Origin of the sequence: Natranaerobius thermophilus JW/NM-WN-LF (genome assembly GCF_000020005.1) — a bacterium.
Taxonomy (GTDB): domain Bacteria; phylum Bacillota; class Natranaerobiia; order Natranaerobiales; family Natranaerobiaceae; genus Natranaerobius; species Natranaerobius thermophilus.
In genome coordinates this window covers 606310-627346 of the sequence record NC_010718.1, presented here as the reverse complement: position 1 = coordinate 627346, position 21037 = coordinate 606310, and the positions used below count along the sequence as shown (strand labels likewise).

The window sequence follows — 21037 nt, the reverse complement described above, 5'->3', positions numbered from 1 at the left end:
AAATGAAACTTATAAACAATAATCTTTCTAAACAAAACAAAAAAAGCTCTAAACTAGTCATTTTGATGACAATAATAACTGTAATTCCGCTCATTATTACAGGCTGTTGGGACAGGAATGAGCCAGAAAATAGAGCTTTTGTACTGGCTACTGGCTTTGATTACGACGAAGATCAAGATTTATATGAAATAACCGTCCAAGTAGCTGATCCCACAGGAATAGAAGGTGGTAATGGCCTGGGAGGTGGTGGTGGAAATGACGGACCAAATGTAGGTGTTATGAGTGCCAAAGGAAGGACTCCTTATCATGCTGCTAAAAACTTACAATTACACATGACCAGGGAGCCGTTTTTTACACATAATAAATTATTAATAATCAGCGAAGATCTAGCACGGAGAGGAATTGGGCCTGTCCTAGATTATTTTGATAGAGAGAGAGAAACACGGTTAATAGCATTCCCTGCAATACTTCCGGAAGAACATGACATAACTCAATTATTTAGAACAGAGTTACCTTTTGAAACATATATAGGAGAAGGTATTGAAAGACAAATAATTCTTTCGGTATTTGAACGGTCGGTTTTCCCCTCTAGATCTTTAATTGAGTCCTTTAATGTACTATCAATGCCCGGAAGAGAAACTGTGATTGGAAAGATAGACTTAGGAGATCAGGAAGAGGAAGATATCCTTGGTGAAGAAGATGTAGTTAGAGGAACCACCCGACTAGAAGGTGGAGCCGTATTTAAAGGAGATCAGATGCAAGGATGGTTTGATATCGAAGAAACTAGAGGCTGGTTCTGGATTCACGGAAATGTAGATAATGCCATTAAGGTGATTAATTGTCCAGTTCATGATACCCATCCTATCAGTATTGAAATTTTCGAATCCGAATCTCATGTTAATCCTATTATTACAGAAGAAGGAGATTATCAAATAGATATTAAAATTAGTGCAGATGGACGAATCCAGGATCAGACCTGTCCCCAAGGGTATGAAGAAGAGGGGGAATTAATAGATTCTATTGAAAACAGAACAGCCACAGCTATTAAAAATGAAATAAAATCAAGTATTGAAAGGGCCCACCAACATGAATCCGATGTATTTGGTTTCGGTAATGTTTTCTATAGGAAAAAACCTGATGTTTGGGATGGAATAAAACACGAATGGCAAGAAGAGATATTTACAGATTTAGCTGTCAACGTAGACGTAGAATTTGAATTAAGACGCGCGGGGCTTGTAACGGACCCTCTCATTAGAGATTAAAATTAGACTTGTTCTACCATCAACTAAAAAGTCAAAATTTCAAGGCATCTAGATAGGAGCGAACAATAATGTTTCTTATTTGGGCAATATTAATTTTAGTTGCCGCAATTCAAATTCCCAGAATGATCAAAAAGAAACAATTTAACACACTTAAGGTCTATATCCCATTATGGCTTTTTGCTGGTATATATGCTAGTTTAGTGGTAGCTGGAGCTCCTATACCTAATGTCACTGATATCATATTGGTTATTCAGGAATTTATAATCACCAATGTTCTAGAACCTTTTGGTTTTAACTTTTTATCTTAGTTAATCTTGTGGTGGTGTAACATTAGGTGATACTTCTGGTTCAGCTTGATGATCTGTTTTTTTAACTGCTGTTTCAGTTTCACTCGTATGCTGTCCTTCCCCTTGCTCCTGATCCTGTTCCCGTTCTTCTTCAAGATCTTCAAAGAGTTCTTCAAATTTTCTTTTATCCCTGATCTTTTTCTGCTTTTTATGGGTAACGGTGATTCCTTTAATTAATGAAATGGCCATAACTGTCAAAATAAAAGCCAAGGGTAGTCCAGCACTGATAACGGCCGTCTGTAGAGTATCCAGCGCCTTTTCACCACCGATCAGTAACAGTGTAGCAGCAACTAGTCCCTCCAGACAGGCCCAAAAAACTCTTTGTTTTTTAGGTGTGTTGATTTTGCCGCTAGATGTAATTTTGTCTACTACCAATGAGCCCGAATCAGAAGATGTGACAAAATAAGATGATACTAGCGCTATCACTAAAATAAACATTAATACCCGCAGTGCTCCAGCCAAAAATGGCATTGGTAGTAAATCGATCATTTCAAATAAAGCCACAGGATAATCGTCTTGTACTGTCTCAAATAAAGCTCCACCTGCTTGTCCATCTAAAAAAATGGAAGTACCCCCAAAAACAGACAACCAGAAGAAAGACAGCAGGGAAGGAACAATCAAAACACCTAAGATAAATTCTCTGATAGTTCTTCCGCGAGAAATTCTAGCAATGAACATTCCAACAAAGGGGGACCAGGAAATCCACCAGGCCAAATAAAATATAGACCAATCTCCCTGCCAGCTTCCCCCATCAATGTTAATAAAGGAAGCATATTCTACAATATTACTGAAATATAGGCCTACAGAGTTTGAAAATAAACGCAGAATATAAGTAGTCGGTCCTAATAAAAATATTGCAATCATAAATATAAAGGCTAGTCTTATGTTAAGTTCTGACAAAAACCTGACACCTTTGTGAATCCCTGAAATTACAGATATAGTAGCCAATAAAGTGATAATGGCTATTAAAGTTACCTGCATTTGTACATTAAAACCTATTCCGAATAAGTAATCGAGACCACTATTGATTTGCTTGATTCCTAGTCCCAAAGAAGTAGCTAGTCCAAACAATGTCGATAACACGGCAAAGGTGTCAATTACATCTCCCAGGGTACCGTACACTTTTTCTTTAAATAGAGGATAGAATACCGACCTAAGTGATAAAGGCAGCTTCCTATTATATGCAAAAAAAGCTAGAGCTAAAGCTAATAAGGCATAGACCCCCCAGGGATGCAATCCCCAATGAAAGAAAGTAGTAGCAAGGGCTGCTTTATCAGCACTGGTACTTGTGAAGATTGGCGGGGCTTCCATGAAATGATGGAGAGGTTCACCTACAGCCCAAAACATCAATCCTATTCCCATACCTGCTGAAATAAGCATTGAATACCAAGCAAAATTAGAAAATTCCGGTTCACTGTTAAGGCCACCTATTTTAACATTACCAAGCTTGGAAAAGGCCAGATATAGACAAACTAAGATAAAAAAATTACTTGACATAATAAATACCCAATCAAATCGAGTTACAATTGTTTCGTTAACAAATTGAAAAACTTGATTGGCTCTATCGAGATCCAACAGAGCATACAGTGAAAACAAGATAATAAAAATTCCACTTCCAAAGGAAACAACTGGATTTAAGTCAAGACCGTACTTTGTGTAGTTTCTGTCGAATAACTTTTTTTCGAGTTCTTTTTTACTAACCTCAATTTTTTCCATACAAATCTCAAACCCCTTCTTTTTTGTTTTGGAAATAGTTGCCACCATCGCCTTTGTTAAGTACATTTGGGATTATATTTTAAAGGTTATGGGATGTCAAGAAAGGGGTTTGAAATTCAAACAAATGCTAATAACATCCATTTTATTACACGGAGTTTAAGAGGTTAACACAATGATTCCAACACCGAGTATTAAAGCTGTATCACCTATCTTTTCAATATCCAACTTTTTATCAAAATCAAATTTTAAAAATGGAATCAAAAAAGAAGCCGCACTCAATAAATAACAGAAATTGATGAAATTATGGATATTGTAATATGCAAACAACTCTCCTAAGGAATAAAGACCAGTAAACATAGAAAAGGCTAATCTCCACTTATCTTTTAAATAAGCTTTATTCTTAAGCCTGAGCAAAGCTAGTGCAATAATAATCCATCCAAAATATTGAATTGGTAACATGTTGTTCACTCCTTTTTGCTTCATAGTATATATTTAAGACTGTTGGAGTGAACAACCAACTTTTTTAGATTAGTGCTGTTATTTCGTTATTGATAACTTCAGGGCTCAATAACAGTATTATATTTGCTGATCTTATATTAAGCACTTTTTCCTAATCTCCCTGTTCTAAATAGGGTTGATACATCATAATAGCATGATTTTCTGTAACAAATTCATCATCAATATCTTCTCCTTTAAGATTATAAACTTTTCGATATATTGTATTATGACGTACATACCCGATACCAGGTTCATGGGTTATCCAGTGATCCCCCTGATACACCTCATATGTATGACATGGTTCATTATCAGACCTCCACTCTCCCACCAAGTAATCATCAGTCAAGTACACAAGCAATTGATATGTTTGTTTAGTCCCATTATATATTTGCAAATCTATATAATTATAGGCACAAGTGGCTCCACTCCCAAAGGGCACAGTTCGATTGGAATCCGGAAAAACATCGTAACTGTGTCGGTACCTTTCGGTAACTGTCAGGGGAGTGTGGAGAGTCATCCAATAGATTAAATTGGAAAGCTGACACAGTCCACCGCCTACACCCGACTCTACTTTCCCATTGTATAACACCATACCCTCTAGATAACCTTTAGTCCTGGTGGGTCTTCCGATTAGTCTCCAATAAGAAAAAGTTTCTCCTGGTTTAATGATAATTTTGTTTAATCTCTTAGTAGCTATTTCTAAATTAGTAATTTTATTATATTGCATCCACATTTCCACTTGACTTAGCTTTCTCAGTAAGGGTGTTTTATGTTGAAAAACTGAATACTTTAAAAGCTTATCTTTATACATACTTGCCCACTTAGTGGTACTTAAATACCATTCCAGGTATCGTTTAATTTGATAGTAGAACTTTCCCAAAAGCAGACGTAGTTTGGATCTTTGTATCGATGTTTTCATAATCCCCTCCCCCTGAATTTATAATAATTATAAAGGTGTTAGTAGTATAGCAAAAGCTAAAAATACTAATAATATCCCGGAAATTATATCCGACTTTTTAAGAATAGGTTGTAAGGCCCCGCCAAAAACTGAGCCCAAAAATAGAAAAATAAAGCTAACTAAAAAAGCTGCAATACTAGTAGGCAATAAAGGATATCCGGTTATACCAGCAGAAACTCCCAGAGCCAAGGAATTTATACCCAAAGTCAAACCCAAAATTATCGCCATTGACAAGGTAAATTTTATAGGTCTGTTTTCGTCATTCTCTTGATTTCTAAGGCCATTTACCACAAAATAAATTCCTAAGCCAAGAAAGACTAAAGCACCAATCAAATCATTTATTCCCCTGGGAATGAAATTTAACAACTGGACCCCCATGCCAATACCAAGGGCCATAGTCAGCCCTGAGATGGAAGCTATTACTAGAATTATGGGTACAGGTATTCTCTTTTGAATCCCAATACTAAACCCCACCCCAAGGTCATCTAAATTTGACGATATAACTAACATTAGTATGGATAGCAGTTCCATAAAGTGATTACGACTCCTTTCAAATCTAATACTATATTATAATTTTATGCTAGTTATTATTTTGCGGAAGGTATTTATAAAGACCAATAAGTAGTGTTATCATACTTGCCCAAAAAAATACCCTAGAAGCTAATTGTATAAAACTGCTGAAATAACCGAATTGGGAGGGGTCTAAATAATTGTTGATTGCCCCTGTCATCATAAGTATTGATGGAGTATATGAAAATAACTCTGACATTCCTAATAGCACAAAAAAATAAAATCCAGTTCTAAAAATTGTGCTAACCGAGATCCTTTGATAGCATATATAAGCTCCTACCAAAGAAATAGTAAGTGAAATAACCACAAAAAAAATAGCCATAATGACTACACCTCCTAAGGGTTTGTGAACACTAAGACCGGATTCTAGCTGGCCGATACCCACCTTGATATACTTTGCCCAAACCTAGTCGCAACTCTCTTGCCAGTGAATATAAACAATCAACATTTTGACTTTTACATGCTGATACTGCAATTTGAGCACAAGCGTAAGCATCTTCCATTGCATCGTGATGTTTAAATTTTACATCTAAAAACTTGGCAATGGATTTCAATCCATATTTATCAAGATGAGGCCATTGCTTTTCAGCTAATTTTTTTGTACATAAATAGTCAAATTGAGGGTAGTCCAAATCATATAAATCCAAAACATGTCTTAGAACGCTAATATCAAAGGAAGCATTGTGGGCTACTACCAAGTTATTTTCTAAATATGTACTGATTTCTCTCCATATTTCACTGAAATCCGGTTCATCTCGGACATCTTCTGGTTTAATCCCATGAATATATACATTATAGGGGTGAAAATAGAATGGTTTTGGTCTAATGTACCAATGCTGTTTTTCAATAATTTCACCTGCTTCCACCTTAATAATGCCCAAAGCACAAGCACTGTGTCTACGAGCATTAGCGGTTTCAAAATCAATGGCAACTAAATTCAGAAAAATCCCTCCTATTAAATTTTTTCATCACTTTATCCTCCCGCAACAGAATAAAAAGTGTCAGTTCTTTCCTCTGTCCTGTCGGGTTCTTTAAAGATTCGGCAAGGAAGAGTTAATAACCTGCCAGGTCGTGTGAAATTGAGAAACCATCTCATTTCCAAATACTCTATAGCTTGTCCAAATAATAAACGCTATGATGTCTTTTATCAAAAAACTTATAGTTAGTGTATACAGTATGTAATAATTCACAAATTCAAAAAGTAGATGGTGAACTAACTTTTGAAAAACTCTTTAACCTTTGTAAAATTTCTGTTCCAAAATATAAAACATTTTGGGAGTCGGGCTGATCTACATTTAAGATCTGTTTCATTTCTTTCAGGTAGTCGGGAAACGGATCTTGTAAATAATGCACCCCTTCAGGATATTCGTTTATCAATTCAGGTCTAATTTTAAATCCTTCCTCGGCATTTTCAGTAATTAAATTTGCCATTGCAAAATCCAAAACATAATTTAGTTCACTTTCAATTTGTTCAGAGATTTTTCCAGTTTGTCTCAACTTGGCCAATGTGTCTTCTAAAGTCTTTTCTACTTCTTTAAGTTTAAGTAACATTTCAATCCCCCCTTGTTTTAGTATCACCTAATATCAATCAATTAATCAGGGGAGATTTATAGGATTAATGGTTTTACTATAATTTAATAAATATTCAAAAATGTCATTAATGAGCTTTTGATGGATGAGCAACAATAAACTTTAAAATAATCATTAGTACTTTTAATCATATTTTCATTCAGTCCTTATAAAGTCTTTATTTGTAAATTGCTCTGTTACCACCAATTAACCTGGGACGAGTTTTAGCCATAGTCACATGGGCTGATCCAATATTTTGTATAGAAGGGCGAACCGGAACTGCTACAGGTTTTAAATGCATCCCAATAAAGGTATCACCAATATCCAGTCCAGCATGGGCGGTTATTCTTTCTATCATTACTGGCGAATCAAATCTGGTATAGGCCACAGAAGGTAAGCTACCACCTGCTTTAGGAGACGGAACCACTGTCACCTGTTCAAAGTTATATTGTTGGAGACATTTCTCTTCTATCAGTAATGCCCTATTTAGATGTTCACAGCATTGAAATGCTAGAAATAATTGTTTTTGATAATCTGTTAAATAACTGTTTATAGCTGAAATAATACCTTCATAAATTGATTCAGCAATTTCCCAACTGGAAGAACTGCCTATTTTTTCTCCCATAACTTCACTGGTACTACAACCTATCACAATTATTTCTCCATCATCTAAGTTAGCTTCATAAAGAAGTTCTAACATGATATCTCGGCTATTGTTAATTACACTATCATTAAATTCAGACAAATAATCCCCTCCCTTAAAATTTCCTTTAATTAATTTTACTATAATTTTGATGCTCATTTCAATTTAATTACCGGGCAGTAGGTGACTGCCCGGTATCCCAATGAGTGTTCTCACTAACATGCAGGTCTTATTTTACTAACCGTTATCACTTAATAACTTGGATTATTGAAACAATTGAATGCCCTAAACCTTCACCTTGTTGATATTTCATTTCTAAATTTCTCAAACAACAACCCAACTGATTTTCGATAATATCAGCTCTTACATCACCATAAAAATAATAGCTATTTTCTATAGTTCTTCTAATTACTTGATAAGCCTGGCGTAAAGCGGAACTATTAGTATCAGGAGGATCCGGCAATTGTATATTTTCTCCTATAATATCATCTCCTGGCTGTTGTTTATTACGATCTGCTATAGCTTGTAAAAGTTTTATTGTATAGCGAATTAAAGAGTTCCAGGACTTTTCCAAATCTTTAAGCCTGTTATTCTGCCATGTGTAGCCGGGGCGTGTGATATAATCTACTAGTAAATTAGGTAAATAAGTTCTATGACCAGGTTCATGTAAAGAGTTTACCATGGATCGTAGAGGTTGAGGGTAATCATTATAATCTCCAGTTTCTATATGTCTGCCAACAAATAAAGATCTGTCAAATATTTTTTTAATTTTTAATTTAATGCCCGTCCGTTCCGAGACTCTATCTACAATCTCAGTGATTTCTTCCGGTGTCATTACTCTCATGGGAAATGTGGATACATTCTTAGCCTGGTCTGAATAAAAGTTTAGTTTATAACTAACAAAGGGCTTGTTTTCAGGGTGTTGTGTCCATAAGCTCTGCCACTCATAGGAATATCTACCCAACCAGTCTCCTACAATGATACTCCCGTTTCTACCATGGACAGCAATATCGCTAAAAAGTTTTTCCAGTTCTTGATCATTGCAATGAGATAAGGTGGCATAAGCAGTAAAGTAAAGGTCATAAGGAAATTCTCCACTTTCTACGGGAAGGCCTTGACTAATATCTCCTTGTGTGAATTTCACTTTACTATGATCTTGAAATCTATTATTGGCTTCGGTAATCAAATCATTATTCAGATCAACACCTTTATAAAAAGCTAGATCTTGATTACTAATAACTTTGGTATCTGCCTGATCTAATACTCTTTCCCTGGACAATCTAGTTAAGAAGTCATAGCCATCCCCCGCTCCACAGCCTAATTCACAAACCCTTAAACCTTGCCCCAGTTCTTGCTTTTCCGATACCATCCTTCTTAGATAAGGTTTTAAATAGTAACCGGTAGTGTAATCTTCCCAAAATAACCTGACATTATCGTATTTACCTCTTAATTTACTAATGTACTGATGACCACCATAGTACCTGATAGCTTCACGATAAGCTTGATCAGCCCTCATGGTTATCGCCCCCTTTAAATGTAGTCACAACTATTTATATGGGGCTTTGTTCTAAAAATGACAAATTACTCAAAAAGGCCTCTTGTAATGCTATGCTTCCTTGCTTAACAAATATCAGTCCCAAGACGGATAAAAATCTCGCCTTCTGGCAGGTATCTTGCAGAGCGGGATTTTATTATTATATAGATAACTCGATCTTGAGTTAATAACAGTTTAAGGAAAAAAATGAACAGTGAAAGAGGTGAAATTGTTGCAGGATAGTCTATTTGAAATTGATAATGTGACCAAGATATATAAAAAGAAAGACAAACAAGTAACAGCAAATCTAGATATCAACTGTAGTATTAGATCTGGTGAAATAATAGGTCTATTAGGACCTAATGGAGCTGGTAAATCAACCTTGGTTAAGCAAATGTTAGCCCATATCCAGCCAACTAAAGGTGAGATTCGTTACCGAGGCCAAAATGTACTAAAAAACAGCCATAAATTAGCGCAAGAGATCTCTTATTACTCCCAAGAACCATCATGTCTCACACCTTTACAAGTCAGGGAGGCCATCTACTTTACTGGACGCCTTCGGGGATTAAAACACGAACCAGCCAATAAAAAAACAGAAGAGCTTATATCAGAGTTAGAATTAACAGATGTCAAAGATAATAAGATCAAAGAAATTTCTGGTGGACAAAGAAGACTAACTGGTATGGGAATAACTTTAATAGGTAGGCCCTCTGTGCTAATTTTAGATGAACCCACAAATGAGTTGGACCCAGAAAAGAGAAAGCTAGTTTGGAAGATTATTAGGGAAAAGAATAAACAAGATACCACAGTTATTCTAGTAACTCATAATATCCTAGAAGCAGAACAGGTAGTTGACCGAGTAGCTGTTATAAACAATGGTAAACTACAAGATATAGATACAGTAGATAAGTTAAAGCAACGGGTGGATCAGCGTCTTAAGTGTCAGGTTTCCACTGAATCAGGTGCGAATGATAGTATCGGAGAACTGCTAGATTCCTGGGGAACTATTATTAGTAATACAGAAACAAAGGTTGATCTGCTAATTGATAAGGAAAAAGCTTCATCTTTGGTGAAATTTTTGACCAATAATGAACAGGACCTACCCATCGAAAACTTTTCTATTATACCGCCAAGCTTAGAAGATGTATATTTTCAAATACATGACAGATATAAGAGGGAGGAATTACAAGATGGTTAACAATACTAGAGGTTTTACTTATAAATCTGCAGGCTCAGATTCATATTCAGAATCATACCCAGGTTCAGTTTCGGATTTCTATCATAAAGATCAAGACGATATAGAAGAGATAATGGAAACTAATAATTTACGCCAGCTAATCGTAGAGCTTTGGTATCTCCTTTGAATACAATTTGCTATTATTAGAGATGATTGGATTTTTATAGTGGGGTTAGCTTCTTTATTTCCCTTAACCACCTTGATGTTTTTAAATTTTTTTACTGATAATCCCAGCTCCGGTCAAATGGCCCATATTATAACTGGTAATATGATGTTTGCATTGGTTATTACAGGTTTAAACGTAGTCGCTCAAAATATATCTCAGCAGAAACACCAAGGACATTTCACTTTTTACGCATCACTTCCCATCTCTAAGATAAACTTTATATTAGCTAATCTAGCAAGAGGAGCCATGACTAGTTTACCGTCATTCTGTATTTTGTTTGTGATAGGCCGGTTGGTTTATGATGTTGACTTTTATATGACATGGGCACTTTTCCCTGCAACCTTTCTAATAATAATGAGTGTTGTGGGAATCGGAGCATATATTGGGTTTTGGTCACCAAATCAACAGCTTACTAGCATGCTAGTCCAGGCTCTAATGATGCTAATCAGTTTCTTGACACCTGTAATGGTAAGAATTGAGGATCTTCCTTCTTTATTACAGTTGATATCTAGATTATTACCGACAACTTATGCTGCCGAGACATTAAGAATTTTGTTGATTTCAGGGCTAACCCAGGAAGTGTTATTTAATGCCGCTATTTTACTAGTATTCACTTGCTGTTTTTATATCTTAATTTTAAACAATCTTGACTGGCGAATAGAAGAATAACTCCAGTGAAGGGGGGCATGAACTAGCTGTAGGGGGCATGAATTAGATGTCTATATCTTGAAAGGCCGTTGGGGGAAAATTAACAAAAAGAGAAAAGCTGCTCATTTTTATATCTAAAATTTCTATAAAATGAAGCAGCTTCTCATTTGTTTCTTACAATTAACTATCTTCACCCATTTCCTGAGACAACTAAGTTAACACTTAATATTATCTTTAATCCTTTTGTCCGTTACCAAAGCGTATATATATGATGATCCACGCAAATCTTTGAGATCAGCCACTCTAGTCACCTGTCCTCTATTTAACCCTTTAATAATGTCCTTGATGGGGATTGGGTACTTAGTTGTATCTGGCACAATAGAATTACCCTTAACTTTATAAGTAAATTGTTTACCACGCTTTTGTTGAAAGGATTCTCCTTCGTATGTTATCAATACATCTCTAATAAATTTTACACTCACCCCAAGAGAATCTCCCCCTTAATTGGGTCCAAAATCTTTTGATAGTTTCATTTATTTGACATTCCCCTTCTTTACAGTAAAAACAGTATCAACAACTAAATGTAACAGCACCAAAAAGTTAGAAGTATTCCAGAGGAAAAATGGGATGACTTGGAAAAATTCTGTTCAGTAGAGTCAATTTTTCCGGATCAGAGTTCCCAGGAGTTATTCTTTGTTCTTGTACAAGTTGGTAGGGCTGTATATAGCCTGCATATATTTGGGATAATGAGTTTATATCCATAATAAAATCAGGATTTTCCATGCTTGTAGTTGTTGGCTCAGAATTAACACTTATATTTCCTTCTTCCACTTCTATCATATAAATACCGGAGTTGTCAGGTGTAAATTTATCCTCAATTTGAAGATTTAACTTTCCTGTCAAGTTTTTAGGTGGTTCTAAATACGAAAGTGCGCTAACTACATCAACAATTTTTACCATAGGGCCTGATTCGATTTGACAGCTAAGAGCTTCAGGGGCCATTATCTTATCTGTAAAATATTGATCTGTAATTCCCTCAATGGAAAGTTGTTCTGCTTGCAGACTGTGACCCGAAATAAATTTCAAAATAGCACTATAAACTTCAAAATTATCATATACCAATTCCCGGATACGCATCTTAGTAATGTTAGCTGGTTGCCCCTGGGAGTTTACAGAAGGCACAGTATCGAAGTCATAAATCAAATAACCTTTATAATCTTCAGGATTATCATTGGGGTCTATAACAGCATAAACATAAGCTGGTTTTCCTGAAGAAACTTTTGACTGAGTAGTAACAAAAGCATCCCACCAATTAGAATCCCTATTAATTGACAAATTAAATTTTTTAGTATTTCGTCGATAAACCTCTTTTAGGGAATCATGTTCCTGACCTCTCTCTATGGGGACAAATTCAAGTTTTTTCTCGGTTAATTTGATATTACTGCTTAGTGAGAAGCTATTGAAATTCATATCATATACTATTTTTGACCCGGCAGTACTATACCCTAGTTTAGAATATATGTGGTAAGAAGAAGGCCATAATATTGATAAGCATAACCCACGATCCCGCATTTCCTGAATAAAGCCAGAGAAAAGTTGTTTAAAAAAACCTTTACCCCTATTTTCGGGCATCGTAGCCACATCGGCTATTCCACCAGCTGGTACATAATTACCACCAATACTAATTTCAGTAGGTAGTAATCTCCCTACTGAAACAAGTTGTTCATTTTGAAATATACCGCGTTTTTCTCCTATGGCAGGACCGCGCCAGCGATCTGGGTATTTAGGACCTTCAGGTTGCGGTCCATCTTCCGGGGTAAAAGCATAACCCTGATGATTTTTGTATTCAAGCTCCAAGTCATCAGTTAAAGCCTTATATGATACATTATTATTTATTGCCATCCTTTGACGACCTCCTTGTGGTTTTATTTTTAATTCAGTATCAGTATCAGTTTGAATATACTGAATATTCCTCAACGAATCATTAATCTAATTTTCCTACAGGCATTATATACAAAGGTTCCGTATCTTGAGAAAGCTCTAAGATATTGCTCACACTATCTTGGTGAAAGGCTCCAATTGCTACCGTCCCCAAATCCAATCCTTGAGACTGTAAGTAAATATTTTGCGATATATGCCCAGCTTCCATTTTACCATATCTATAGCCCACTTCTCCGTATTCGGCAGTGACACGATCATAAACAGCAGCTATGATAATATTCACTGGAGCTTCACCAATGGAATCTTGACCTAATGCTGCTTTCATCAACTCTTGAGATAATTCTTCACTTTTGTCTTCATCTTCAGATTTTAATACTTTTAAAGAGTGTTTTTCTGGTAGATAATGATATACTCCGGATGCTAAACCTTCAACCTGTTCTACAAGCACGAAAATTTCCATAGGAAATGTCGCACCTGCCGATGGCGCCGCCCTATAATTTCTATTCTTATCAGTAATACCCTGAGCGGCCCATAATAGTTGAGATAACTCTTGTTCGCTTAGGCCTTCTTCTTGATAACTCCTAACTGACCTGCGTTCCTCAATTGCTTCCTCTATTGTTAAATCACCTTCTATGTTGGGACTGGATAATTCTATAATGTTGTTATCATTGTTAAAATTCTCCTCTGTATTACGGTCCTGACTTTCCTTTGTTTGGCAAGCAGTTAATCCTCCTATTAATAAGATAGTGAGCCCTAAAACTAAAAGTCCTGACCTAGATAACACATTGCCCTGCAAGGGCAAATCACCCCCTTGTTAGGTTAGAGAAATTACAGTGGATAAAATATTCGTAAAAGTACAATACTAAAAATAAAAATATTTTCCTAATTTGGAGGCTGTTTAAATGTTTACAAATTATAATCATAATCCCAATTCAAAGCCCAATTTCAATGACAATGAAACCACCCACGAATTTCGCGCAACTTTAGAAAGCATAGTTAACAACTTTGATAATGAACTGGTAAAGTCAGATGATTTCCATAAAGATGCATATGAATATAATGGATACTTAGTCATCGAATTAGAACTTCCAGGTATTAAGAATGCTAACATATCTATCGCGAATAACACTATGTATCTTACAGGAGAATGGGATAAAGATGACCCAATTCAGACAGGTCTTCCTCTACCAAGTATTGTAGATACTAATAGATCTGATCAAATAAGCTGGGAGCACTGTAATGAAATTTTAAGGGTATATCTACCTTTATCCTACAGTGACTAACTAGAATTCATAAACTGTAGCTAAATACATTTAATTAATAGTTTAGTTAATAGTTCTAGCCTCATAGTACCATATCTCAGCTGGTTATCAAACTAATATAATCGAGTAGGAGGTAGATAATTATTTTATCTACCGACCTCTCACACCACCGAGCAAACCGTTCGGTACACGGCGGTTCCTAGTTTACGCTTTAACTTGTCGATAATATTCCGAAAAGAATAGGAAACCAAATCCTTTGATTACATCATTTCCAAGGGATTTGGATAAGACGGGGCTATTGGAAATTCTCCAGTAGCCCTTTCTTGTGTTTGCATATTCCCATGCTTTGTATTTATTGGCTCCAAAGAACTTGAGCATTTTAAATTTTGTTCTCACTTTCTTCCATTGTTTCCAGTAAATCATGCGAATACGCCTTCTCATCCAACTGTCAGTATTTATTAACAGATTCTTCATATCAGCTGGTTTAAAGTAGTTAACCCAACCCATAATGTATCGGCTAAGTTTCTTTGCTCTGGCTTCGTTGCTTATTCCATAACTTCTAGATGTGAGTTCTTTTATTCTCGTTCTCATCTTTGTAACTGATTTAAGATGAACTCTTAATCTGGCTTTTCCTTTATGTCTGTAAAAGCCAAACCCAAGAAATCTTACCTTTCCTACATAGGCAACTACAGTTTTATCTTTATTTACTTTGAGAAATAGTTTATTTTCGATGAAGGGTAGTATGTTCTTCAAGGTGCGTCCGGCACTTCTTCTGCTTTTACAAAAGATTAGCAGGTCGTCCGCATAGCGGACGAATTCGTGCCCCCTTTTCTCAAGTTCTTTATCCAATTCGTGGAGCATTATGTTACTGAGGATAGGGCTAAGAGGCCCGCCCTGGGGCACGCCAACTTCTGTATCCTTATAGGTGTGTTTGATCATTACTCCTGCTCTTAGATATTTGTTGATAAGAGATATTACTCGACCGTCTTTTATTGTCTTAGATAGCACTTCTATCAATTTGCTCTGGTTTACTGTGTCAAAGTATTTCTCCAAGTCCATATCTACTACATATTTGTATCCTTCATTTATGTTTTGTTGACTTTTCTTAATTGCATCATGAGTACTGCGTCCAGGGCGAAAACCATAGCTGTTATCTGAGAATTGCTCCTCATATATTGGAGATAGTACTTGGGCTATTGCTTGTTGGATTACCCTGTCTACCACTGTAGGTATGCCTAATTTTCTTTTCTTCCCATCTTCTTTAGGTATCTCTACCCTTCTGACGGGATTAGGGCGGTATTTACCGTCCAGGACTCTTTGCCTGAGGTGGTCCCCGTTTTCTTTGAGATATTGTAGAAGTTCATCTACTCCCATCCCATCAATCCCGTGAGAGCCTTTGTTGGATTTTATTTTCTTGAATGCTTTATTCATGTTGTCTCTATCCAAAATTTCCTCTAGCAAATTCCCCTTCGACAAGTTTGCATTGGAGATGTTGTTTTCAGTTATCCTTAAAGAACTGTGCACTCCCGCATATCCTTCGTGTTCCGCACTATTCTTCTGCGGTGAGCCTTCTTTGCAGCTTTCGCCTGTCAGAAGTTGGCGGCACTTCATTCCTTTATTGGTAACAGTCATTTACTGATCTCCTCCTAGGTTCATCCCTTCCTTAATGATGTCGACCTCATCAAGTACTATGGAATCTGCTGACTTCTCATGACAAATCTTATTTCAACCGTGGTTCGAAGTTCATCTTGCCACGTCCATGAGACCTCCCACGGTAAGACGATTAACTTTCATTCCATGTACCCACATCATTTACACTGGTATGTCCGTGTAGTTGATTGGACTTCGTTTTGTATTGCAAACTCATCCCATACCTTATGCCTGATGATGTTCGTGTGCCTTGGGTCGGAATTTTGCCTTAAGCTTCCTTCAGATCCCACCTCACGATGGGCACCCTTGCTCTTGGCTAATGGTTGGTAACTACAAACCCCCATAGTGGACTTACACCACCTAGCTAATCGTCATGCATGGCGCACAATAAAAAACCGGCCCTTGGGTTATTCACCCAAATGGCCGGTTATAGCTTGTTATGAAGGACTAAATCTCTGTTCGTCCCACCATTCTTTTTGCAGTTCATCGTATCGCTTTTGAAAGTCATTTAAATGCTGTCTTTCCCAATCAATTAAAATATCAAGCAATTTTTCAACATTAGGATCATCGGTTTTTTCCTTTGCATCTTTGTAAAACTCTACTGCGGCGTATTCCATTTTAACACCGATACTAAAAACAGACAAAGCCTTGGAAGTATTGTCTAATGGTAGATTTTCCCATCTAAACAGTTCAGGTGAAGGGGCAGTCACCTGATCAAAATCAAAGCTATCTGCACTTCCTTGTTCGAATTTTTCATATAATTCAAGGATCCATTCTTTATGTTGCTTTTCTTCCTGAGCAAGTTCATTCAAAGCCTCTTGAGACTCCTGATTATCAGAGTTTTGGGCGGCCATCATATAAAATTCATATCCCTCTTGTTCGTTAATGGCAGCCTGTTTCAATAGTTCTAATTCCTTTTTCATAGGAAATATTCTCCTCCTTGTTAAGGTTTCTGTTTTTTCCAGTATAACTAATAATTGTTATTATTTCAAGAAAATATTTATAGCAATTATAATCAATATTGTTTGTTGTTAACCAGTAGTTGTTATTCTTGTATTTATTGCTTCTTCAATTGCTTCTATCATAAGTTCACCCATACTTGGATGAGGAAGAGGTAAATCAACTATTTTACTTGCAGGAATTTTTGATTGCATCGCAACTGTTATAACTGATATCAACTCTGAAATATCATGCCCTATCATGTGAACTCCTAAGAGGGATTCATTTTTACCTAGCAAAACTTTGACAAAGCCATTATCATGTCCTAATGATAAGGTCCTCAAGTTTTCTTTAAAATAGGCTATCCCTTTTTTATAGGGAATTTTTTTATTTCTTAAATAGTCTTCGGTAACTCCTATTCCTGAAGTTTGGGGATCTGTAAAAAAAACATAAGGAGTAAAGGAATAATTAATATGTTTATTTTTTCTTGGTTCTGTTAAATTTTGGGAGACCAGCTTTCCTTCATGAATAGCAGCATTGGCTGAGGGAACACCACCTGCAAGATCACCAATGACATAAACTTCAGGTGCTGAACTTTCCAATTGAGAATTAACCTCTACCAAACCTTCCTGGGTAATTTTCAAGGGAAGGTTAGCGTAGCCCTTAGGTAATTGAGGTATTCTCTTGCCAGTAACCAATATTTTATCAACTTCCAGGGATTTATCTGATTCATTTTCTGTTTTGGAAGAATAATAATCACCATGGGCTTGTGGAGTATTCGAATTATAAGTAAGCTTTAAGGCTTCACCTTCTAAGTTTTGAACTCCAGTAACTTGAGTATTTGTTTTTATTTTTATTCCTTGTTTCTTATATTCAGTCGATAAACTATTAGAAATTTCCTGATCACAATTTGGCAATATATTATCTTCCATTTCTAACAGATGTACTTGTATCCCAAGTCGGTTAAATAGACCGGCAAACTCACAGCCTTCTACATCAGCACCTATAATAGCTATAGAGTTAATGTTATTATAATGCATATCTAATAAGTGCTCATGAGTAATAACATTCTTCCCATCAATAGTTAGTTCAGGTATAGGCGACCCTGGAGCCGTGCCCGTAGCCATTACTATGGATTTCGCACTAATATACCGATCACCATCTATGATATTTGGGTCCTGGATTTCCCCTTGATATTTACTTGAGTGAATTTTAATTTGATAAAATTCAGATGTACTTGAGAGTAACTCTCCTTCACCGGGAATTAGATATAATTGTTCAAACCTTTTAGTCAGGCTAGAATCCCACTGAGCTCTAGCTTTATTTACCCTCTCATTAGCTTTGGCCAGGCACTCTTCATTTGGAGCTAATTTATTTTCTTTTAATTTAGCCGCTTCTATTAGGGCTTTTACAGGAAAATACCCCCTGGCAACAGATCCTCCTCCAGGGAAATCTTTTTCTATCAAAGCAGTTGTTAATCCTAATCTTGCAGCTTTTAAAGCACAAGCAGTCCCACCTGGTCCTCCACCTATTACTACCAGGTCATATTGATTTGAAAATTTATTTTGCTTTTTGATATTTTTCCCTCCTTGAAAGAATAGCATTAATCTAAAATAGAAATACTATGCCTGCTTGGATACATACATCTTCAAAACTATTAACTAAGGAGAGAGATAAAAATGTGGCAAGTTGCACATAAAGTTCAAGATTCATCCCCAGTATATTTCAAAGAATGTATCAGCAGGACAGGACATATCACTCTGGTTGTAATCTCAGAAAATCCTTTCAGATTACAGCTGTTTCCCAATACTTTTATGGAAGAGTTGTATTATAGACCTGATACAAACAACAATTCCATGAACCATGACAATCATGTAAATTTAGATCAAGAGCAAGTCTATGATGCCTTGATTTCAACAGATAATATGGAAAGAGCTATAGATCTTGGTGAACAAGAACTGGCAGTTTGGGGTGATAATAATTTAGACTATCGCAAGTTAAGAAGTATTTTATCAGACGTTATCATAGACCCAGAAGTCGATAGCATAATTGATCTGACAGTTAATATAACTAGAAAACATAATTTCGGTCAGTAATCAAAATTTAAAAAATGTATTTGTTTCGGCGTGGCTGGTTTTTTATGAAAGTTGTAGAAACTAAAATTAACAAAAACCCTACAACAATTAATCCGTAATTTACAAAGGCTAAGATTTCACCTGGAAAGTATTCATTCATAACAAGGGACATACTATTCCAGGATATATGAATAAGAATTGGAGCCAATAAAGTGGCCGTCCATTGATAAACCAGTGCCAATAGTATCCCGGCTGGCACCACATATACAAATTGATACAAATTGGCATGTAAAATGCCAAATATAATAGCTTGAATTAGTATGGCCAGATTCATATTTAAATTCCGTTTAAGATCGTTAAAGATCATCCCCCTGTACATCACTTCTTCAAAAATGGGAATAACAATACCGACACTGAGAAACCGGATTCCTAATCCTCCTCTGTCAATTACATCTTGAAGCATTTCCATTTCTTCACCAAAAAATCGTTCAATTTCAATTGCAGCAAAAATGCTGTTTAAAAATAATGCCACTCCTGCACCTAACACTAACGACATTACCACTATTGGAACATTAGTTGGATTAAATTCTAGAAATTCACCTGGCCGATCGCCCCGAACACTTAAATAAACAAGGTAGATAATTATACCAATTATACTGGCAATGGTCATGCTTAATAAAATATTTTCTGTAATATAGAGATTGATCTGAGCCATGCTTGATGTTTCTTCGGCTAAAACCGCATAATAAAAACCCATCAATAAACCGCTAAGCACATTTGATAAAAAATATACAGCTATCACAAATAAAATAATTGCGGATAAACGCACAAATCTCATCTAATTTTCCCCCTCAATCCAAGTATCCTTGTTTTTGAGCTGTATCCAGAATTTCCTGTGTAAACTTCCACAGTTGTGAAGAACCAAAGTCTATTTTCTTATTCTTCTCTTCGACTTGTTCCCGGTTAATACTAAACTCCTGCCAAGTTCCACCCTGATTATAAAAATTATGTATAATGGGCTGCATTCGATCCAGAGCTAATGCGAACCTTGCCTCGGCGGTTTGTTCTTCTTCAAACTCGTACCACAATGTCCTTAATTCCTGTTCTTGATCTGATGGTAGTAACCCAAAAATTCTTTCCGCAGCAGCTTGTTCACGTTCTTCTTGATCTTGAACTGCTTCTTCATCGTAAACGAAGGTGTCACCGGCATCAATTTCTACAAGATCGTGGATGAGTAACATTTTGATCACACGGCTGAGATCTAGTTCCTCTTCTGCATACTCTTGTAATACAACTGCCATCATGGCTAGTTCCCAGGAGTGTTCTGCATCATTTTCAAATCTGTCTCCTGTGTTTAGTTTAGTTTTCCTGTAAATCTCTTTTAAACTGTCAATTTCCGCAAGAAAATTAAGCTGCTGTTTAAATCTTTGTTGAGAACTCATAATATTACCACCTTTTCCTAACATAATTTTTGATCTAGAATTAAAACATTTCATCAATTAACCTTGTCAAATCCTGAAAATTTTCAAAATGCAGCAGGTGACTAAAACAGTTACAATCCGATGCTCCAAACCCTGGAACTATCACCTGGGCACCTTGTTGAATAAATTTTTCTGCAATGTCACATTCACTAAGTTCGTCTAACCTATAGGGAAGTAATCTCATTAGTATAGGTGTTGCGTTTTGGCTTAAATAGTCAATGTGCCAGCGTAGCTTCTTTTTGTGAGCAATATGTCTTGATACCCTTGACCTGATATTTCTTTTGTCTCTGCCTATATAAAGGTAATACCCCTTAGGCAATTCAAAGTCTCCTAACTTACCGATTGTTAGATTGATTGAATCAGAAATTTGATAAACTATAAGATAAAAATTATACTGGTTCATCCTTTGTTTAGACTCCTTCCCACACACTCTAATAACTTCCTATTTTAATAACTTCCTATTTTTTCTATTTTCGCCATGAAAAGGATTGCCTCCTGCTATATAAAAACGAAAGCTAAAAGTTAACACTATTAATGTCAA

The 21037-nt window shown here is 36.1% G+C and carries 24 protein-coding genes; 7 read left to right on the top strand and 17 right to left on the bottom strand.

Annotated features, from left to right (window positions below):
• Nucleotides 1-2: 2 nt before the first annotated feature.
• Both NTHER_RS03160 and NTHER_RS03155 read left to right on the top strand, forming a co-directional pair.
• The gene (locus tag NTHER_RS03160; protein ID WP_012447082.1) at nt 3-1262 is read left to right on the top strand and encodes a Ger(x)C family spore germination protein; all 1260 of its coding nucleotides are present in this window, start codon (nt 3-5) and stop codon (nt 1260-1262) included.
• A 68-nt stretch (nt 1263-1330) separates the two neighbouring features.
• Nucleotides 1331-1570, top strand: a complete 240-nt coding sequence (locus NTHER_RS03155) for a hypothetical protein (RefSeq protein ID WP_012447081.1) — start codon at nt 1331-1333, stop codon at nt 1568-1570.
• Here NTHER_RS03155 and NTHER_RS03150 read toward each other — a convergent pair whose 3' ends face one another.
• The 8 genes from NTHER_RS03150 to NTHER_RS03110 form a co-directional block, all read right to left on the bottom strand.
• On the bottom strand, nt 1571-3325 hold the full coding sequence (locus NTHER_RS03150) for a BCCT family transporter (RefSeq protein ID WP_012447080.1): 1755 nt from the start codon (nt 3323-3325) through the stop codon (nt 1571-1573).
• Between the two features lie 156 nt (nt 3326-3481).
• On the bottom strand, nt 3482-3784 hold the full coding sequence (locus NTHER_RS03145) for a hypothetical protein (RefSeq protein ID WP_012447079.1): 303 nt from the start codon (nt 3782-3784) through the stop codon (nt 3482-3484).
• A 151-nt stretch (nt 3785-3935) separates the two neighbouring features.
• Nucleotides 3936-4742, bottom strand: coding sequence for a VanW family protein (locus NTHER_RS03140; protein WP_012447078.1), 807 nt, complete (start codon nt 4740-4742; stop codon nt 3936-3938).
• Between the two features lie 27 nt (nt 4743-4769).
• On the bottom strand, nt 4770-5291 hold the full coding sequence (locus NTHER_RS03135; protein WP_158438202.1) for a manganese efflux pump MntP: 522 nt from the start codon (nt 5289-5291) through the stop codon (nt 4770-4772).
• A gap of 413 nt (nt 5292-5704) precedes the next feature.
• A complete protein-coding gene (locus NTHER_RS03125) occupies nt 5705-6232 on the bottom strand; it encodes an exonuclease domain-containing protein (protein WP_238526110.1) in 528 nt (175 codons plus the stop codon).
• A gap of 313 nt (nt 6233-6545) precedes the next feature.
• Nucleotides 6546-6902: a hypothetical protein gene (locus NTHER_RS03120; RefSeq protein ID WP_012447074.1), complete on the bottom strand. Its 357-nt coding sequence runs from the start codon at nt 6900-6902 to the stop codon at nt 6546-6548.
• A gap of 196 nt (nt 6903-7098) precedes the next feature.
• A complete protein-coding gene (locus NTHER_RS03115) occupies nt 7099-7620 on the bottom strand; it encodes a TIGR01440 family protein (protein WP_052291999.1) in 522 nt (173 codons plus the stop codon).
• Nucleotides 7621-7810: 190 nt separating this feature from the next.
• Entirely contained in the window at nt 7811-9079 is a 1269-nt protein-coding gene (locus NTHER_RS03110; RefSeq protein WP_012447072.1) for a class I SAM-dependent methyltransferase, read from the bottom strand.
• A gap of 250 nt (nt 9080-9329) precedes the next feature.
• On the opposite strand from NTHER_RS03110, the gene NTHER_RS03105 reads away from it, so the two are divergent.
• The 3 genes from NTHER_RS03105 to NTHER_RS03100 all read left to right on the top strand — a co-directional run bounded on the left by NTHER_RS03105 (nt 9330) and on the right by NTHER_RS03100 (nt 11169).
• A complete protein-coding gene (locus NTHER_RS03105) occupies nt 9330-10295 on the top strand; it encodes an ABC transporter ATP-binding protein (RefSeq protein ID WP_012447071.1) in 966 nt (321 codons plus the stop codon).
• A complete protein-coding gene (locus NTHER_RS15855) occupies nt 10288-10461 on the top strand; it encodes a hypothetical protein (RefSeq protein ID WP_012447070.1) in 174 nt (57 codons plus the stop codon). The genes NTHER_RS03105 and NTHER_RS15855 overlap by 8 nt, the downstream gene beginning before the upstream one ends.
• A 75-nt stretch (nt 10462-10536) precedes the next feature.
• Entirely contained in the window at nt 10537-11169 is a 633-nt protein-coding gene (locus NTHER_RS03100; protein WP_158438200.1) for an ABC transporter permease, read from the top strand.
• A gap of 194 nt (nt 11170-11363) precedes the next feature.
• Here NTHER_RS03100 and NTHER_RS03095 read toward each other — a convergent pair whose 3' ends face one another.
• From NTHER_RS03095 to NTHER_RS03085, 3 genes are all read right to left on the bottom strand, one after another.
• The gene (locus tag NTHER_RS03095) at nt 11364-11630 is read right to left on the bottom strand and encodes a hypothetical protein (protein ID WP_012447068.1); all 267 of its coding nucleotides are present in this window, start codon (nt 11628-11630) and stop codon (nt 11364-11366) included.
• Nucleotides 11631-11748: 118 nt separating this feature from the next.
• The gene (locus NTHER_RS03090) at nt 11749-13050 is read right to left on the bottom strand and encodes a GNAT family N-acetyltransferase (protein ID WP_012447067.1); all 1302 of its coding nucleotides are present in this window, start codon (nt 13048-13050) and stop codon (nt 11749-11751) included.
• A gap of 82 nt (nt 13051-13132) precedes the next feature.
• Nucleotides 13133-13885, bottom strand: a complete 753-nt coding sequence (locus NTHER_RS03085) for a SagB/ThcOx family dehydrogenase (RefSeq protein WP_012447066.1) — start codon at nt 13883-13885, stop codon at nt 13133-13135.
• Nucleotides 13886-13991: 106 nt separating this feature from the next.
• Between NTHER_RS03085 and NTHER_RS03080 the strand changes: the two genes are divergently transcribed.
• The gene (locus tag NTHER_RS03080; protein WP_012447065.1) at nt 13992-14372 is read left to right on the top strand and encodes an Hsp20/alpha crystallin family protein; all 381 of its coding nucleotides are present in this window, start codon (nt 13992-13994) and stop codon (nt 14370-14372) included.
• Between the two features lie 183 nt (nt 14373-14555).
• On the opposite strand, the gene ltrA is transcribed toward NTHER_RS03080, so the two are convergent.
• The 3 genes from ltrA to NTHER_RS03060 all read right to left on the bottom strand — a co-directional run bounded on the left by ltrA (nt 14556) and on the right by NTHER_RS03060 (nt 18544).
• On the bottom strand, nt 14556-15983 hold the full coding sequence (gene ltrA / locus NTHER_RS03075; RefSeq protein ID WP_012446632.1) for a group II intron reverse transcriptase/maturase: 1428 nt from the start codon (nt 15981-15983) through the stop codon (nt 14556-14558).
• A gap of 455 nt (nt 15984-16438) precedes the next feature.
• Nucleotides 16439-16924: a ferritin-like domain-containing protein gene (locus NTHER_RS03065; protein WP_012447064.1), complete on the bottom strand. Its 486-nt coding sequence runs from the start codon at nt 16922-16924 to the stop codon at nt 16439-16441.
• A gap of 108 nt (nt 16925-17032) precedes the next feature.
• A complete protein-coding gene (locus NTHER_RS03060; protein ID WP_012447063.1) occupies nt 17033-18544 on the bottom strand; it encodes a dihydrolipoyl dehydrogenase family protein in 1512 nt (503 codons plus the stop codon).
• Nucleotides 18545-18619: 75 nt separating this feature from the next.
• On the opposite strand from NTHER_RS03060, the gene NTHER_RS03055 reads away from it, so the two are divergent.
• Nucleotides 18620-19036: a hypothetical protein gene (locus tag NTHER_RS03055; protein ID WP_012447062.1), complete on the top strand. Its 417-nt coding sequence runs from the start codon at nt 18620-18622 to the stop codon at nt 19034-19036.
• A gap of 7 nt (nt 19037-19043) precedes the next feature.
• Here the strand turns inward: NTHER_RS03055 and NTHER_RS03050 are convergent, their stop codons facing one another.
• The 3 genes from NTHER_RS03050 to NTHER_RS03040 are packed head-to-tail and all read right to left on the bottom strand — an operon-like array spanning nt 19044 to nt 20899.
• Nucleotides 19044-19853: a CPBP family intramembrane glutamic endopeptidase gene (locus NTHER_RS03050; protein WP_012447061.1), complete on the bottom strand. Its 810-nt coding sequence runs from the start codon at nt 19851-19853 to the stop codon at nt 19044-19046.
• Nucleotides 19854-19866: 13 nt separating this feature from the next.
• A complete protein-coding gene (locus NTHER_RS03045) occupies nt 19867-20457 on the bottom strand; it encodes an HD domain-containing protein (protein WP_041366864.1) in 591 nt (196 codons plus the stop codon).
• Nucleotides 20458-20497: 40 nt separating this feature from the next.
• A complete protein-coding gene (locus tag NTHER_RS03040) occupies nt 20498-20899 on the bottom strand; it encodes a GIY-YIG nuclease family protein (RefSeq protein ID WP_012447059.1) in 402 nt (133 codons plus the stop codon).
• Between the last annotated feature and the right edge of the window lie 138 nt (nt 20900-21037).